Source organism: Rodentibacter sp. JRC1 (assembly GCF_020521555.1).
Classification (GTDB): Bacteria; Pseudomonadota; Gammaproteobacteria; order Enterobacterales; family Pasteurellaceae; genus Rodentibacter; species Rodentibacter abscessus.
The window spans coordinates 1,518,334-1,534,653 of record NZ_BPWA01000001.1; the positions used below are offsets into that span (position 1 = coordinate 1,518,334).

Annotated in this window: 19 protein-coding genes; 14 read left to right on the plus strand and 5 right to left on the minus strand. The window is 42.1% G+C overall.

Annotation, left to right across the window (positions count from 1 at the left end):
- The first annotated feature begins 62 nt into the window (after nucleotides 1-62).
- The 11 genes from rpsJ to rpsQ are packed head-to-tail and all read left to right on the plus strand — an operon-like array spanning nucleotide 63 to nucleotide 5,012.
- Complete coding sequence (gene rpsJ, locus HEMROJRC1_RS07015; protein ID WP_001181005.1) at nucleotides 63-374, plus strand: 30S ribosomal protein S10; 312 nt, start codon at nucleotides 63-65, stop codon at nucleotides 372-374.
- 16 nt (nucleotides 375-390) lie between these two features.
- Nucleotides 391-1,017 (plus strand): 50S ribosomal protein L3, encoded by a 627-nt coding sequence (gene rplC, locus HEMROJRC1_RS07020; protein WP_005632753.1) that lies wholly within the window; start codon nucleotides 391-393, stop codon nucleotides 1,015-1,017.
- Nucleotides 1,018-1,032: 15 nt separating this feature from the next.
- Nucleotides 1,033-1,635: a 50S ribosomal protein L4 gene (gene rplD / locus HEMROJRC1_RS07025; RefSeq protein ID WP_194812916.1), complete on the plus strand. Its 603-nt coding sequence runs from the start codon at nucleotides 1,033-1,035 to the stop codon at nucleotides 1,633-1,635.
- Nucleotides 1,632-1,931: a 50S ribosomal protein L23 gene (gene rplW / locus HEMROJRC1_RS07030; RefSeq protein ID WP_077424641.1), complete on the plus strand. Its 300-nt coding sequence runs from the start codon at nucleotides 1,632-1,634 to the stop codon at nucleotides 1,929-1,931. Before rplD ends, rplW begins: the two co-directional genes overlap by 4 nt.
- Nucleotides 1,932-1,948: 17 nt before the next feature.
- Nucleotides 1,949-2,770: a 50S ribosomal protein L2 gene (gene rplB / locus HEMROJRC1_RS07035; RefSeq protein ID WP_226692257.1), complete on the plus strand. Its 822-nt coding sequence runs from the start codon at nucleotides 1,949-1,951 to the stop codon at nucleotides 2,768-2,770.
- Nucleotides 2,771-2,795: 25 nt separating this feature from the next.
- A complete protein-coding gene (gene rpsS / locus HEMROJRC1_RS07040) occupies nucleotides 2,796-3,071 on the plus strand; it encodes a 30S ribosomal protein S19 (protein WP_005539416.1) in 276 nt (91 codons plus the stop codon).
- Between the two features lie 11 nt (nucleotides 3,072-3,082).
- Nucleotides 3,083-3,415: a 50S ribosomal protein L22 gene (rplV, locus tag HEMROJRC1_RS07045; protein WP_050692961.1), complete on the plus strand. Its 333-nt coding sequence runs from the start codon at nucleotides 3,083-3,085 to the stop codon at nucleotides 3,413-3,415.
- A 17-nt stretch (nucleotides 3,416-3,432) separates the two neighbouring features.
- Nucleotides 3,433-4,140, plus strand: a complete 708-nt coding sequence (rpsC, locus tag HEMROJRC1_RS07050) for a 30S ribosomal protein S3 (protein WP_005625894.1) — start codon at nucleotides 3,433-3,435, stop codon at nucleotides 4,138-4,140.
- Nucleotides 4,141-4,153: 13 nt separating this feature from the next.
- Nucleotides 4,154-4,564 (plus strand): 50S ribosomal protein L16, encoded by a 411-nt coding sequence (rplP, locus tag HEMROJRC1_RS07055; protein WP_077424637.1) that lies wholly within the window; start codon nucleotides 4,154-4,156, stop codon nucleotides 4,562-4,564.
- Nucleotides 4,564-4,755 carry a 50S ribosomal protein L29 gene (rpmC, locus tag HEMROJRC1_RS07060; RefSeq protein ID WP_005625888.1) on the plus strand — a complete coding sequence of 64 codons (192 nt, stop codon included), beginning with the start codon at nucleotides 4,564-4,566 and terminating at the stop codon, nucleotides 4,753-4,755. Before rplP ends, rpmC begins: the two co-directional genes overlap by 1 nt.
- Complete coding sequence (rpsQ, locus tag HEMROJRC1_RS07065; protein WP_111690976.1) at nucleotides 4,755-5,012, plus strand: 30S ribosomal protein S17; 258 nt, start codon at nucleotides 4,755-4,757, stop codon at nucleotides 5,010-5,012. The genes rpmC and rpsQ overlap by 1 nt, the downstream gene beginning before the upstream one ends.
- 191 nt (nucleotides 5,013-5,203) lie before the next feature.
- On the opposite strand, the gene pckA is transcribed toward rpsQ, so the two are convergent.
- Both pckA and HEMROJRC1_RS07075 read right to left on the minus strand, forming a co-directional pair.
- The gene (gene pckA / locus HEMROJRC1_RS07070; RefSeq protein WP_226692258.1) at nucleotides 5,204-6,820 is read right to left on the minus strand and encodes a phosphoenolpyruvate carboxykinase (ATP); all 1,617 of its coding nucleotides are present in this window, start codon (nucleotides 6,818-6,820) and stop codon (nucleotides 5,204-5,206) included.
- 237 nt (nucleotides 6,821-7,057) lie between these two features.
- Nucleotides 7,058-9,367 carry a Tex family protein gene (locus HEMROJRC1_RS07075; protein WP_226692259.1) on the minus strand — a complete coding sequence of 770 codons (2,310 nt, stop codon included), beginning with the start codon at nucleotides 9,365-9,367 and terminating at the stop codon, nucleotides 7,058-7,060.
- A 225-nt stretch (nucleotides 9,368-9,592) separates the two neighbouring features.
- Between HEMROJRC1_RS07075 and greB the strand changes: the two genes are divergently transcribed.
- Nucleotides 9,593-10,072 (plus strand): transcription elongation factor GreB, encoded by a 480-nt coding sequence (gene greB, locus HEMROJRC1_RS07080; RefSeq protein WP_226692260.1) that lies wholly within the window; start codon nucleotides 9,593-9,595, stop codon nucleotides 10,070-10,072.
- Between the two features lie 246 nt (nucleotides 10,073-10,318).
- On the opposite strand, the gene HEMROJRC1_RS07085 is transcribed toward greB, so the two are convergent.
- On the minus strand, nucleotides 10,319-10,645 hold the full coding sequence (locus HEMROJRC1_RS07085) for a DUF5389 family protein (RefSeq protein WP_226692261.1): 327 nt from the start codon (nucleotides 10,643-10,645) through the stop codon (nucleotides 10,319-10,321).
- A gap of 124 nt (nucleotides 10,646-10,769) precedes the next feature.
- On the opposite strand from HEMROJRC1_RS07085, the gene HEMROJRC1_RS07090 reads away from it, so the two are divergent.
- Entirely contained in the window at nucleotides 10,770-13,271 is a 2,502-nt protein-coding gene (locus tag HEMROJRC1_RS07090; RefSeq protein ID WP_226692262.1) for a class I adenylate cyclase, read from the plus strand.
- A 134-nt stretch (nucleotides 13,272-13,405) separates the two neighbouring features.
- Nucleotides 13,406-14,035 carry a response regulator gene (locus tag HEMROJRC1_RS07095; protein WP_226692263.1) on the plus strand — a complete coding sequence of 210 codons (630 nt, stop codon included), beginning with the start codon at nucleotides 13,406-13,408 and terminating at the stop codon, nucleotides 14,033-14,035.
- 18 nt (nucleotides 14,036-14,053) lie between these two features.
- Here the strand turns inward: HEMROJRC1_RS07095 and HEMROJRC1_RS07100 are convergent, their stop codons facing one another.
- Nucleotides 14,054-14,896: a divergent polysaccharide deacetylase family protein gene (locus HEMROJRC1_RS07100; RefSeq protein WP_226692264.1), complete on the minus strand. Its 843-nt coding sequence runs from the start codon at nucleotides 14,894-14,896 to the stop codon at nucleotides 14,054-14,056.
- Entirely contained in the window at nucleotides 14,896-16,128 is a 1,233-nt protein-coding gene (gene envC, locus HEMROJRC1_RS07105) for a murein hydrolase activator EnvC (protein WP_226692265.1), read from the minus strand. Before envC ends, HEMROJRC1_RS07100 begins: the two co-directional genes overlap by 1 nt.
- Nucleotides 16,129-16,320: the final 192 nt, after the last annotated feature.

The following is a 16,320-nucleotide window of genomic DNA, read 5'->3' on the forward strand; positions in this document are numbered from 1 at the left end:
TGTTAGAACTGTGATTGGTGTTAGTTTTTTTATTAGCTAAATTTTATTGGAGCTCTGGTCTAATGCAGAACCAAAGAATCCGTATCCGCTTAAAAGCATTTGATCACCGTTTGATCGATCAATCTACTGCGGAGATCGTAGAAACAGCTAAACGTACCGGTGCACAAGTTCGTGGTCCGATTCCTTTACCAACCCGTAAAGAGCGTTTCACCGTGTTGATTTCTCCACACGTGAATAAAGACGCGCGTGACCAATACGAAATTCGTACTCACAAACGTTTAGTAGATATCGTAGAGCCAACAGAAAAAACTGTTGATGCGTTAATGCGTTTAGATTTGGCTGCCGGCGTTGACGTGCAGATCAGCCTAGGTTAATTAAGAGGTTATTACAATGATTGGTTTAGTCGGTCGTAAAGTCGGTATGACCCGTATCTTCAATGAAGACGGTGTTTCAGTACCGGTTACCGTTATCGAAATCGAAGCCAACCGCGTAACTCAAGTTAAAACTCTTGAAAACGATGGCTATACTGCAGTTCAAGTTACTACTGGTTCTAAAAAAGCAAACCGTGTAACTAAACCGGAAGCAGGTCATTTCGTGAAAGCAGGTGTTGAAGCTGGTCGCGGTTTATGGGAATTTCGTACTGAAGGTGAAGAATTCACTTTAGGTCAAGAAATCAATGTTGACATCTTCGCAGATGTTAAAAAAGTCGATGTTACCGGTACTTCTAAAGGTAAAGGTTTCCAAGGTGGTGTTAAACGTTGGAACTTCCGTACCCAAGATGCTACCCATGGTAACTCTTTATCACATCGTGTTCTCGGTTCTATCGGTCAAAACCAAACTCCGGGTCGTGTGTTTAAAGGTAAAAAAATGGCAGGACATTTAGGTGCTGAGCGTGTAACCGTTCAATCACTTGAAGTCGTTCGTGTAGATGCTGAGCGTAAATTGCTATTAGTGAAAGGTTCTGTGCCTGGCGCTATCAATGGCGATGTTATCGTTAAGCCGGCAGTTAAAGCATAGGTCTAGGAGATAGAGATGGAATTACAAGTTGTAGGTGCAAACGCACTCACTGTTTCTGAAACTACCTTCGGACGTGAGTTTAACGAAGCATTGATCCACCAAGTTGTTGTTGCTTATGCAGCCGGTGCGCGTCAAGGTACTCGTGCTCAAAAAACTCGTGCTGAAGTGTCTGGTTCAGGTAAAAAACCTTGGCGTCAAAAAGGTACAGGTCGCGCTCGCGCCGGTGATATCAAATCACCGATTTGGCGTTCAGGTGGTACAACCTTTGCGGCTAAACCACAAGATCACAGCCAAAAAGTGAACAAGAAAATGTACCGTGGTGCTATCAAAAGCATTCTTTCCGAATTAGTTCGTCAAGATCGCTTAGTGGTTGTTGAAAAATTTGAAATCGAAGCACCAAAAACTAAAGTTTTAGTACAAAAATTAAAAGATTTAGCAGTTGAAGATGCGTTAATTATCACAGCAAGTTTAGATGAAAATCTATTCTTAGCGGCACGTAACTTATATAAAGTTGATGTACGTGATGTACAAGGTATTGATCCGGTAAGTTTAATCGCTTTCGATAAAGTGATTGTTACCGTTGATGCTGTGAAACAAATTGAGGAGATCTTAGCATGAGTCAAGAACGTTTGCTGAGCGTGCTTCGTGCACCGCATATCTCTGAAAAAGCAACTAACAATGCTGAAAAATCTAACACTGTTGTACTTAAAGTTGCTTTAGATGCGAACAAAGCTGAAATTGCTGCTGCTGTTGCTCAATTATTTGAAGTAAAAGTAGATTCAGTACGTACTGTGGTTGTTAAAGGTAAAACTAAACGCCGCGGTGCAAAAATGGGTCGTCGCAGCGACTGGAAAAAAGCTTATGTAACTTTAGCCGAAGGCCAAAACTTGGACTTCGTGGACAGTGCAGAGTAATCGGAGGAAAATAGAGAATGGCTATCGTTAAATGTAAGCCGACCTCCGCTGGTCGTCGTCACGTTGTTAAAATCGTGAACCCTGAATTATACAAGGGTAAACCTTACGCTCCGCTTTTAGATAGCAAATCTAAGACCGGTGGTCGTAACAATTATGGTCGTATTACTACTCGTCACATTGGTGGCGGTCACAAACAACATTACCGTTTAATCGATTTCAAACGTAACAAGTTCGATATCCCGGCGGTTGTTGAGCGTTTAGAATATGATCCGAATCGTTCTGCTAATATCGCTTTAGTGCTTTATAAAGATGGTGAGCGTCGTTATATTTTAGCACCTAAAGGTCTATCTGTAGGCGATCAAATCCAAGCCGGTGCAAATTCACCTATTAAAGTGGGTAATGCGTTACCAATGCGTAATATTCCGGTCGGTTCAACTGTACATAATGTTGAATTAAAACCGGGCAAAGGCGGTCAAATCGCTCGTTCTGCCGGTGCGTATGTACAAATCATTGCTCGTGAAGGTAACTATGTTACTTTACGTTTACGTTCCGGCGAAATGCGTAAAGTATTAGCTGAGTGTACTGCGACAATCGGTGAAGTCGGTAACTCAGAACATATGCTTCGCGTATTGGGTAAAGCTGGTGCTAACCGCTGGAGAGGCGTTCGCCCTACAGTTCGTGGTACTGCAATGAACCCGGTGGATCACCCACATGGTGGTGGTGAAGGCCGTAACTTTGGTAAACACCCGGTTACTCCGTGGGGCGTTCAAACCAAAGGTAAGAAAACTCGTCACAACAAACGTACTGATAAATATATCGTACGTCGTCGTGGCAAATAATAAATTAAATTAAAGAGGATTAGCCATGCCACGTTCTCTCAAGAAAGGTCCTTTCCTTGACCTACACTTGTTGAAGAAGGTAGAGAAGGCGGTGGAAAGCGGGGATAAAAAACCGATTAAAACTTGGTCCCGTCGTTCAATGATCATTCCATCAATGATCGGATTGACCATCGCAGTCCATAATGGTCGTCAGCACGTTCCGGTTTATGTTTCCGACGAGATGATCGGTCATAAATTAGGTGAATTTGCACCGACTCGTACATACCGCGGTCACGCGGCAGATAAGAAAGCTAAGAAATAAGAGGTAAAGAGATGGAAACTATTGCAAAACATCGTTACGCTCGCACTTCTGCCCAAAAAGCTCGCTTAGTTGCCGATTTAATTCGTGGTAAAAAAGTTGCGCAAGCATTAGAAATCTTAACTTACACTAACAAAAAAGCTGCGGCTTTAGTGAAAAAAGTTTTAGAGTCTGCTATTGCAAACGCAGAGCACAATGACGGTGCAGATATCGATGATCTTAAAGTTGCTAAAATCTTCGTAGATGAAGGTCCTAGCATGAAACGTGTTATGCCACGTGCTAAAGGTCGTGCAGATCGTATTTTAAAACGTACTAGCCACATCACTGTGGTTGTGTCGGATCGTTAATCAGTAGGAGAATAGCAATGGGTCAAAAAGTACATCCACATGGTATTCGCCTAGGTATTGTTAAACCTTGGAGCTCTACTTGGTTCGCGAATACACAAGACTTCGCCGACAATCTTGAAGGCGATTTCAAAGTACGCAAGTTCTTAAATAAAGAATTAGCAAATGCTTCGGTTTCACGTATTACTATTGAGCGTCCGGCTAAAAGTATTCGTGTAACTATTCACACAGCTCGTCCGGGTATCGTAATCGGTAAAAAAGGCGAAGATGTTGAAAAATTACGTAACGCAGTATCTAAAATTGCTGGCGTTCCGGCTCAAATCAACATCGCTGAAGTGAAAAAACCTGAATTAGATGCGAAATTAGTTGCAGACAGCATCGCTTCTCAATTAGAACGCCGTGTAATGTTCCGCCGTGCAATGAAACGTGCGGTACAAAGCGCAATGCGTTTAGGTGCTAAAGGTATCAAAGTTGAGGTTAGCGGTCGTTTAGGTGGTGCAGAAATCGCACGTTCAGAATGGTATCGTGAAGGTCGCGTACCTCTACATACTCTTCGTGCGGACATCGATTATAACACTGCAGAAGCTCACACAACTTACGGCGTAATCGGCGTGAAAGTGTGGATCTTCAAAGGTGAGATTCTCGGTGGAATGGCTGCCGTTGCGCAATCAGAACAACAACCTGCCGACAAGCCTAAAAAGGCTCCGCGCGGTAAAGGTCGTAAGTAAGGAGAAACGCTAAATGTTGCAACCAAAACGTACAAAATTCCGTAAGGTTCACAAAGGCCGTAACCGTGGTATCGCAGGCGGTACTGAAGTAAGTTTCGGTACTTTCGGTTTAAAAGCAGTTGGTCGTTGTCGTTTAACCGCTCGTCAAATTGAAGCGGCACGTCGTGCAATGTCACGTGCAGTGAAACGTCAAGGTAAAATCTGGATCCGTGTATTCCCGGATAAACCGATCACTGAAAAACCATTAGAAGTCCGTATGGGTAAAGGTAAAGGTAACGTTGAGTACTGGGTAGCCTTAATCCAACCGGGTAAAGTGCTTTATGAAATGGATGGTGTGTCTGAAGAAGTGGCAAGAAACGCATTTGCATTAGCAGCTGCTAAATTGCCGGTTAAGACCACTTTCGTAACTAAGACGGTGATGTAATGAAAGCTCAAGATTTACGTACAAAAAGTGTTGAAGAGCTGAATGCTGAATTAGTGAACCTTCTAGGTGAACAATTCAAGTTGCGTATGCAGACAGCCACCGGTCAGCTTCAACAAACCCATCAGGCTAAACAAGTGCGTCGTGATATTGCACGTGTAAAAACTGTATTAACCGAAAAGGCGGGTGAGTAATGACTGATAAAATTCGTAGCGTACAAGGTAAAGTTGTTAGCGACAAAATGGAAAAATCTTTCGTTGTTGCTATTGAACGTAAGGTAAAACACCCGTTATACGGTAAATTTATCCGTCGTACAACGAAATTACACGTACACGATGAGAACAACGAAGCCAAAGTTGGTGATACCGTAGAGATCCGCGAATGCCGCCCTCTATCAAAAACCAAATCTTGGACTTTAGTTCGTATTGTTGAAAAAGCGGTTATCGCTTAATTAGCAAAATTAAATCTAAAATGCCCTCCTTGTGAGGGCTTTTTCTTTTCTCCGATCCATAAATTCTCCCTAAATTTAACCGCACTTTTGCGATTTATTCTCAAAAAGGCAACTGAGTATACTCAGTTTTTAGTTATCCATAAAAAAGGACACCAAGTTCGGTGTCCTTACTCTATAATGCCAAACTTTTATTATACTTTAGGGCCGGCAGCGATAAGTGATTTACCCTCTTCATTTGTCGCATATTTCTCGAAGTTTTTCACGAAACGACCGGCGAGATCTTCCGCTTTAGTTTGCCATTGGGCTTTATCTGCGTAAGTATCACGTGGATCTAAAATCGCAGGATCAACACCCGGTAAAGCTTTCGGAATTGCCAAATTGAAAATCGGTAATTCGCCCATTTCCGCTTTTTCGATTGAACCGTCTAAAATCGCATCAATAATACCACGGGTATCTTTGATGGAAATACGTTTACCCGTGCCGTTCCAACCGGTATTGACTAAGTAAGCCTCTGCACCTACCGCTTGCATACGTTTTACCAACACTTCCGCATATTGTGTCGGGTGAAGTGTTAAGAACGCTGCGCCGAAACAAGCTGAGAATGTTGGTGTCGGTTCGGTAATACCACGTTCCGTACCGGCTAATTTTGCAGTGAAACCGGAGAGGAAGTAGTATTTGGTTTGTTCCGGTGTTAATTTAGAAACCGGTGGTAATACACCGAAAGCATCTGCGGTTAAGAAAATCACTTTGGTTGCGTGGCCTGCACGAGACACCGGTTTAACGATGTTATCGATATGGTAAATCGGGTAAGACACACGGGTATTTTCGGTTTTTGAACCGTCATCGAAATCAACGGAGCCGTCAGCACGCACAACCACGTTTTCTAATAAAGCATCACGGCGGATTGCACGATAAATATCCGGTTCGTTTTCTTCTGAAAGATGAATGGTTTTCGCATAGCAACCGCCTTCAAAGTTGAAGATACCTACATCGTCCCAACCGTGTTCATCATCACCGATCAATTGGCGTTTCGGATCGGTCGAAAGGGTGGTTTTTCCGGTGCCGGATAAACCGAAGAAGACGGCGACATCGCCATCCGCTCCCACATTTGCGGAACAGTGCATTGCACCCACGCCTTTAAGCGGGAGGAAGTAGTTCATTATTGAGAACATACCTTTTTTCATTTCACCGCCGTACCAAGTTCCGCCGATTAATTGAATGCGTTCGGTTAAGTTGAAAGCAACAAAGTTTTCGGAATTTAACCCTTGCTCTTTCCAGTTAGGATTGGTCACTTTAGAGCCGTTCATCACTACAAAATCAGGCTCGAAAGTTTTGAGTTGTTCCTCTGTTGGGCGAATGAACATATTTTTTACGAAGTGCGCTTGCCAAGCCACTTCCGTTACAATACGCACTGCAATGCGGTCTTGTTCGCTTGCGCCGCAGAAACCATCAATCACAAATAAGCGCTTACGGGAAAGTTGGTTTGTGACTAAGTCTTTCAAACTTTGCCAAGTGGCTTGATTCATCGGTTTGTTATCATTTTTTGCCGCTTCAGATGTCCACCAAACGGTATCTTTGGTGGTTTCATCTAGCACGATATATTTATCTTTTGGCGAACGACCGGTGAAAATACCGGTATCAACGGCTACCGCACCGGTGGTTGTCAGTGTGCCTTTCTCAAAGCCTTCCAAACCCGGTTTGGTTTCTTCTTCGAATAGTTGCTCATAGCTTGGATTATAGACAACTTCTTTTACGTCATAGATGCCAAGGGCTTCAAGTTCTTTAATTACTTTGTTTAAGTCTGTCATAAGTCACCTCTATATAAAGATTAAAATTTAGTTGTGCTTATTCTAAATAAAACCTGTTGAGAAAAATGTTAACTAGATCTCATTTTTGGAAATTGCCTTAATTTCTACCTCTTTTTAGGTGAATTTTATGACAAAGATCATAAAAATGCGGTTGTATTTTGAGATTTTTTAGGAGGGAAACGAAAGTAGAGGAAAAAAGCCAAAATTAAGGGGGAATTTTCATCCCCCCAAACTTAATTATTTCTTCCAATTTTTCAACGCATCGGCAAAAGCATTGCCCATTGCATTATTTCCCCTTAGACCACGATTTTGCGCTGATGTATTAATACGGGTTTTTGCGGATAAAGTGCGGTCGGATTTAGCATCATTTTTTACCGCACTTTCATCTAAACGCATTGTGAGAGCGATACGTTTACGCGGTACATCGACTTCTAATACTTTTACTTTCACAATATCGCCCGTTTTCACGATTTGGTGTGGATCTTCCACAAATTTATCGCTCAACGATGAAATATGTACTAACCCGTCTTGATGTACGCCGATGTCCACAAATGCGCCGAAATTGGTAACATTGGTGATCGTCCCCTCCAGAATCATACCGGCTTTCAAATCGGTAATCTCTTCCACGCCATCGGCAAAGGTTGCAGTTTTAAATTCACCGCGTGGATCACGTCCCGGTTTTTCCAATTCTTTGAAAATATCTTGTACGGTGGGTAGGCCGAAACGCTCATCGGTGAATTGTTTGGCATCCAGTTGGCGTGTGGTATTGCTTCCCATCAGTTCTTGAATGGATTTTTGGGTAGCTTGCAGAATTTTTTCCACCAATGGATAGGTTTCCGGGTGAACGCCGGAAGCATCCAGTGGATTTTTTCCTTCTGCAATACGCATAAACCCTGCACATTGTTCAAAGGCTTTTGGTCCTAGACGAGGTACTTTTTTCAATTGTTCTCGGCTGTCAAAACGACCGTTCTCATCTCGATAATCCACAATATTTTGCGCTAACGTTTTAGTCATTCCCGCCACGCGTGCAAGCAACGGTACGGAAGCCGTATTTAAATCTACGCCAACGGCATTTACACAATCCTCCACCACGGCATCTAATTTACGTGCCAGTTGGGATTGATTGACATCGTGCTGATATTGTCCTACGCCGATTGCTTTTGGTTCAATTTTGACTAATTCTGCGAGGGGATCTTGCAAGCGGCGGGCAATGGATACCGCACCTCGTAAGGAAACGTCCAAATTAGGGAATTCATTGGCGGCAAATTCAGAAGCGGAATAAACCGAAGCACCGGCTTCCGAAACCACAACGATTTGCGGTTTATTCTCTTTGATTTCTTTCATCACTTCTTTAGCAAAACGTTCGGTTTCACGAGAGGCTGTGCCGTTACCGATAGCGATTAATTCCACATTATGTTTGCGAACTAAACCGAATAATACCATTTGCGCTTCAGATTCACGACCTGTGTGAGGGTAAATCGTGGCGGTATCTAATAATTTCCCCGTGTTATCCACAACGGCGACTTTCACCCCTGTGCGCAAACCGGGGTCAAGTCCTATTGTAGTTTTCGAGCCTGCCGGTGCAGCCATTAAAAGTGCGGTCAGATTTCGGGCAAAAACATCAATGGCTTCTTCTTCCGATTTTTCACGTAATGCACCCATCAGCTCGGTTTCAAGGTGAAGAGATACTTTGATTTTCCACGTCCACGAAATAACCTGTTCGCGCCATTTATCTGCAGGTTGTCCGCTGAAATGAATACCCAAATGCTCACGAATGATTTCTTCGCAATAACTTCGGCGCACGCTTTCTTCTGCATCAGGATCTGCGTTCAAGGTTAGTTGCAAAATGCCTTCATTACGCCCACGAAACATCGCCAAGGCACGATGTGACGGCACATTTTTCAGCAGTTCTTTGTGATCAAAATAATCTTGGAATTTTGCGCCTTCTTGTTCTTTGCCTTCGATCAATCTTGCTTCAATTTGTGCATTTTGCTGTAAATATTGACGTACTTTTGCCAATAATTGCGCATCTTCGGCGAAACGCTCCATTAGAATGTAACGGGCGCCATCTAATGCCGCTTTGGTATCCGCTATGCCTTTTTCTGTATCGATAAAAGAAAGTGCGGTCGTTTCCGGATCATTTTTGGGGTCATTCCATAATGTATCCGCCAATGGTTCTAAACCGGCTTCAATTGCAATCTGCCCTTTGGTGCGGCGTTTAGGTTTGAAGGGTAAATATAAATCTTCTAATTCCGTTTTAGTTTGTACGGCTTCAATTTGTAACCGTAATTCCTCCGTGAGTTTTCCTTGTTCATCAATGGATTTTAAAATGCTTTGGCGACGATCTTCAAGCTCACGTAAATAGCTGAGACGGGTTTCAAAATGGCGTAATTGAGAGTCGTCTAATCCACCGGTTACTTCTTTACGATAACGTGCGATAAAAGGAATGGTGTTGCCATCATCTACAAGCTGAATGGCTGCGAAAATTTGGTGAGAAGCAACGTTAAGTTCTGAGGCGATAATTTGGCTGATTTGTTGATTTAACATATTAAAACGTCTTTGTTAAAAATAAGGGTTAATGAGAATTTGCGATATTATGTCGCAGTTGCACAAAACATTGTAAGGTGGCGTTAGGCGAAGCCGTAACGCACTTCACCCATAAAATGTTCTTTGTGCTATAGATACATAATACTGAAAATTTGGGATAGGATACTGGTTTTGATACTTTGGCTCAAATATAATTCAATAAATTTTCTGACTTCGGTAAAACAAATGGCAAAATCAAATTACATTACACGCCAAGGCTGGAATGCTTTAGATCAAGAACTGAAATTTTTATGGAAAGAAGAACGCCCGAAAGTAACGCAAGCGGTTTCGGATGCCGCCGCTTTGGGGGATCGCAGTGAAAATGCCGAATACATTTACGGCAAACGCCGTTTACGTGAAATTGACCGCCGTGTGCGCTTTCTTACCAAACGTTTAGAAGTCTTACAAATTGTGGATTACAGCCCGAAGCAAGAAGGGAAAGTGTTTTTTGGCGCATGGGTGGAATTGGAAGATGAAGACGGTGAAGTGAAACAATACCGTTTGGTCGGCTGTGATGAATTTGACCCCGCCAAAAATTGGATTTCCATTGATTCTCCGGTCGCCCGTGCTTTGATAGGAAAGGGCGTTGATGACGAAGTCAGTGTTGAAACGCCTTCCGGACGTGTTATGCTTTATGTGAATCGAATTTGGTATGAAAAAGACTAAAATTCATCACCGTAATTAGGAAGTAATAGGTCAATTCATTCTTTCAGTATTATGTAGCAGCCGCACAAGGAGAATTTTATATCCGGAATTTATTTTGGGACGTAGGGTGCGTTAGCCGTAGGCGTAACGCACCTTTTTATCAATAAATTTCATTACGGTGCGTTACGGCTTCGCCTAACGTTACTCTACGATAATATGTGCAAGTGCTACGTAATGCTGTATTCTTTTACTTACATAGCCGCTTTTTTATGCGGCACTTGCCATGCAAATATAAATTAAAGCACCATAAAAAATGACCGCACTTATACCGAGTAATGTTGCCGCAAGAGTAGGTGCGCGGCGGTGCAGTTTATAAAGTATTCGGGCAATGATGGCGAGGATAAAAGGATAAATCCAACATAATGTAGAAAAGAGGTTAATTTGCCCTTCGCTCAATGCGGTACTTTTGGAAAAAGCGGTAGAAATGAGCAATGCTAAAGGCCAAAGCAAAACCGGTACGCAGAAAGCGGCAATCGCCCAAGTAAATTTGCTGAATTTTGTCGGCATAGAGGTTGATTTGGATAAATGGGGCATAATTGAAATCAAATGAGAAATCACAGGGCAGCGAATATAACAAATGTCGGGTTAGGTCGCAATTTTTTGCCTTAATAGATTTGAAATGGTACATTACGCACAGTGATTTTTAGTAGGGTTCAGCGTGAAATACGATCTTAATCAAGCAAAGAAATATGTTGAAATTTTAGACCAACGCCGCTTTGAACGTGCGCAGTTAGGTTTGAATAGTGGATTTCAGCACGTGTTGTCCCTACTTCCGCTTCTACTTCATTTTAACCACCCTAGTTTACCCGGTTATGTTTCTCCTTCTCCGTATGCGGTTTTTGGTATTGCAAATTTTACTTTATCGGAATACCAGCAGGGTTTTCTTACCGATGAATTACCACACCACTATGCAGCGTTAAAACGTCAGGTTTATATGAAAAATCCCCCGATTTTGGGGCTGTATGTGATGGGTAGTTTCGGTTCGATTAGCCAAACTTCAAGTTCCGATGTGGACACATGGATTTGTCATCGTGAAGATTTAACGGAAGAAGAACGTGATTTACTCACTCAAAAAGCACGTAAGATTGAAGAATGGGCGTTGCAGTTTGATGTCGAAATTCATTTTTACTTAGTTGATCAACAACGTTTTCGTAGTGAACGTTACGCTGATCCCGTTACCAATGAAAATAGCGGATCGGCACAATATATGTTGTTATTGGAGGAGTTTTATCGTTCGGCGGTTCGTCTTGCAGGGAAACCGCTGCTGTGGTGGCATTTATGGGTTGAGAATGAAGCCGATTACGAAAAAGAAGTGCAAAAACGAATAGAGGAAGGCTCGCTTGATCCGCAGGATTGGGTGGATTTTGGCGGATTGGGACGATTTTCCGCTAAGGAATATTTCGGCGCAAGTTTATGGTTGCTTTATAAGGGCGTTGATTCGCCCTATAAATCCGCGTTGAAGATTTCGTTATTGGAGGCGTATTCGGAGGAATACCCCAATGCACGCCTCATTGCCAGACAATTTAAAGAAGATCTCTTTTCCGGCAATACCACGCCGGAACATCACTTTGATCCTTACATTGCGATTTTAGCAAAAGTAACGAATTATTTGACCGCACTTTCCGAATTCAAACGCCTTTATTTTGTGCGTCGTTGTTTTTATGTGAAGGTGATGGAGGATTTGGCGTTATATCAACGTAATAACTGGCGAACCAATTATATGCGCATTCTAGCCCAAGAGTGGGGCTGGAGTACCGAGATAATTGACGAGCTGAATCGTCGTCCGTTTTGGAAGATTAAACAAGTGAAAAAAAGCCATCAAAACTTGGTGAAATTTCTCATGTTAAGCTACCGTAATTTAGTCAATTTCGCACGGAAACATAAAATTCATTCTACGGTGATTCCACAAGATATTAATATCTTGACACGTAAACTCTATACGGCATTTGAAGAATTACCGGGAAAAGTGAATTTGCTCAATACGCAAAATTTTCGTGATTTATCTGAGCCGCATATTTCCTTTTTAGAAGTGCGTGGCAATAAGCATTTTAAAGATGGTTGGTACCTGATTAATAAACCGCCAAATATGATGATGCTTTCCGATGGTCGGGTGATTGAATACAGTGAGAGTTTGAACAAACTGGTCGCTTGGGCATATTTTAACCGCTTACTTACGGCGGAGACGGACCTTTATCTCTTTAGTAAAACCGTTAATATTGAAACGTTGCGAAACTTTGTTGCCGATTTGCGTCTTTCTTTTTCACGCAATGCAACGATTGTCGGCACAGATGCCTTCGCCAATTCCTGTGAAATTCGTCAAATTTTAATTTCCGTTAATTTAACCGTTGATCCGTCAGCACCTCTAAGTGAATTTAGAGACAATCTTTCTGCCAGTGATTTGTTTAGCGTCGGGTCTTTTGAACAGAATTTTGTCGGTAGTATTGATTTTACTTATCGTAATATCTGGAATGAAATCCGCACTTTTCATTTTGAAGGACCTAACGCAATTTTGTTGGCGTTAAAAGTGCTGTCCAACAAAATCTATCGCGGTGTGAATAGTCCACGTTCGGTGCAAGTCTGTTGTTATAGCAAACATTATCGACGAACATTGCGTCATTTGGTGAATGCTTTAGTCAATCGTTGTATCAGTATTCAACTTGGCGATAGCCCACCGCCTCATAAGCCAAGATTGCGTGTCGCCGGGAAAAACTGGCAATTCTTTTTTGAAGAACGCGGCATTAGCTTGCAAGAAGTGGAAAATGATGCGCAAAGTGCGGTCGATTTTGATGGTATTTTAAAAGCCTCGGTAGATGAAAAAGAAGATGTTTCAAATGGTAACCGTCAATATCCGGCGGGTATTGATCTTTTTGCCAGAGAAGGGTTTCTACAGTTTTTCTTTGAAGATAATAAAGATGAAACCTTCAATGTTTATTTATTGGATGAATTAAATCATTTAGAGATCTATCGCCATTGTGATGGATTGAAAGATGATAAAGTACGTGAAATTAATCGCCTTTATCAAGCCTCAAGCCTTGGCGGTGATAACCCTTATCATATTGAATCCCGAGATTTTAATTACCCTCAGTTTTATCAATTACAGTGTTGCCCACAGGGAAACGTACAAATTTTACCTTTCAAATATCAACGAAATCTTCATTAGCCCTACCTCAAAAGAGGGATTGTAATGAGATAGATCAACTTCTCTTATTTTTAGAATTGGAAGGTATTTGAAATCCCGCTAAAATAGCATAATTTTGATGTAGGATTTTGTTAATCCTTGCCAAAGAGGGAAATATGCAAGAGAAATTAAAAGTATTATTAATCGATGATCACCCATTAATGCGCCGTGGTATTAAGCAACTTATTGAATTAAATGATAACTTTGAAGTGATTGCAGATGTTAGTAGTGGAGCGGAAGGGATTTCTGTTGCTTTACAAATGTTACCGGATCTGATCATTTTAGATCTTAATATGAAAGGGCTTTCAGGGTTGGATACGCTTAAAGGACTACGGGCAGAAGGCGTGGATGCACGTATTGTGATCTTAACCGTATCCGATGCGAAAAATGATATTTTTGCGTTGATTGATGCCGGTGCCGATGGTTATTTATTAAAAGATACGGAGCCGGATACCTTGCTTGAACAGATTAAACGTATTGCACAAGGCGAAGTGATTTTAAGCGATTCGATTAAAAATTTACTCATTGAGCGGGAACATCGCCAAGATCCAATGGAATCCTTAACGGAGCGTGAGATGGATGTGCTGAGTTTAATTGCCACCGGTTTATCCAACAAACAAATTGCAGGACAATTGTTTATTTCGGAAGAAACCGTAAAAGTACATATCCGAAATTTATTACGTAAGTTAAACGTTCATTCACGTGTTGCAGCAACCGTATTGTACTTTGAATACCACAAGCGTTAATTGGTAGGCGATTTTCTTTTATTTCGGTACACCCCGCAATAACGGTATCGGCTCATAGGGTGCTTCAGATGTCGGTGCAGGTGTGTCGTTGAATAACAAAATAAAGGGTTTTGCTGGAATGACACGCTCGTTGCGCCATAAACTGCCCATCCCAACAAGTTGAATATCCGAAGGTAAATGTGCCAAACCTTGCCGTAACACCGTCACCGTATTTTTGCGCGGATGTCCGATAACGATTGCCGTGCCGTGCTTTCGTGCATATTGGAGTGCGGCTTGAAATTGGCGTTGAACGTCGGCAAATTCATTACTGTCATCAAGGAAGATGTGGCGATCTAGCGAGCGTACACCTTGCTCTTTTGCGATTTTACCCGCAACGGATTTTCCGATAGTTCGGCTATCTAAAAAGAATAAATGTTGTTCGTTTAATGCTTGCATTAAATGGCGCATTAATGTGCTGTCTGCCGTAGCGGCACTCCCCATATGATTGTTCATACCAATGGCATAATTTACGGTATCTTTTGCCATTTGAACACGGCCGGCTACTTGCTCTGCCGACATTCCTAAATATAAACCGCCTTCCTCAATTTTTATTTGGCTTATCGGCTGCATCGGCATATGAATCAGCACATCACGACCTTGATTTTTTGCTTCCTGATTACGAGCTTTGGCATAAGGTGCAGAGGGAATAATCGCCACGGAAATTTCCCGCGGCATAGCGAAAATCGCAGCGTCTTCTTTCGGGTGATAGCCAATATCATCGATCACAATAGCAAGTTTGCTTTGTGCGCTCACAAGTGAGGAGAAAAGTGCGGTCGAAAAAAGAATCAAATTTTTAACCGCACTTTTTAATATTTTATGCATTATTTTATCCATCCCGCAGGATTTACCGGCACGCCTTTTCGGCTAATACCAAAATATAAGGCAGGTCGGGAGAGTTCTCCGGTGTTGCCCACTTGAGCGATAGTTTGACCTGCCGAAACCAGTTGATTTGGCTTCACAAACACCGCTTGGTTAAAGCCGTATAAACTCAAATCACTGTCGCCGTGCTTAATAATGACCATATAACCGTAACCGTTTAGCGGCCCGGCAAGAATCACACGACCGTTTGCAATGGCATGAACCGAAGTGCCGTTAGGAGCAGCAATCACCATTCCTTTCCAACGGGCTTCACCGGCTTGTGTCGAACCAAAGGCGTATAATGTCGACCCCTTTACCGGCTTGTTATACTGACGTTTTGCCGCACCCAGACCATTGCTACTGTTAATTAATTGACGCTCTTGTACCGTCGGTTTATAAGGTTTAGAAGTACGTTTTTCTTCCGATTGTTTACGCTGTGCCAAGGCTTCCCGTTCACGCTGTTCTTGCTGGCGTGCGGCTTGTTCTGCCCGTTGAATTTCTTGGCGCAAGGCGGCTTCATTTGCACGTAAACTTTCTAATTTATTCTGATCTTTATTAATATTTTTATTGATTTCATTTAAAGTGGATTGACGTTCACGCTGAATTTTTTCTAATTCTTGCTGTTGCTTTTTCTGTACGGAAAGCTGATCTCTATGGCTTTGTTGTTGTTCCAAAATCGCCTCTTTTTGTTTGACGATTTGTGCTTGCGTGGTTTGAAGATGATTAATCATTTCAATACGGGCTTGGTTTAAATGTTCGTAATACACTTTCATTCGTGCCGCTTTTTTCGCATCTTCCGATAACATTCGTTCCAACACGGAGGGATTCAATCCCGAACGATAAATTGCATCCATCTGCTTTGCCAGTTTGGCTTTTTGTTCACGCTCTTTTCTCTCTAATTGCTTGATTTGCTTGTCCGCTTCTGCGATTTGCTTGCGGATTTCTTTCAAACTGAGTTCCGTTTCACGCAGTTCGCCGGCAACAGAATTAATTTTGCTTTCTTGATTTTTCAAGGTGGATTGAAGTTGAGCCTGCTTACGTTTTTGCTCGGCAAGTTTTGACTCTTGTTGTTTGATTTGTTGTTGAATTTGATTGAGATTATTGCCATAGCCAAATGGTGAAAAGATAATGAGTCCACAGGCTAAAAGTGCGGTCATTTTTGAAAATGTTTTTGCGCTCGGTTTCCAATACTGCATACATCAAATTCTAGAGATTCAAAGGGGAGTTAATATTGTTCACATTGAGTGTGAATAGTAGCATTATTTTAGGATCGCTAAAACGGGCTCCCTTGATTTTTTGCGAAAGATCAGGAAAACGTGCCTTTTCGCTTTTAAACCGAATGATTTTTTGCTATAAAAGTGCCCGTTTATTTTTATTAACAGACCTTT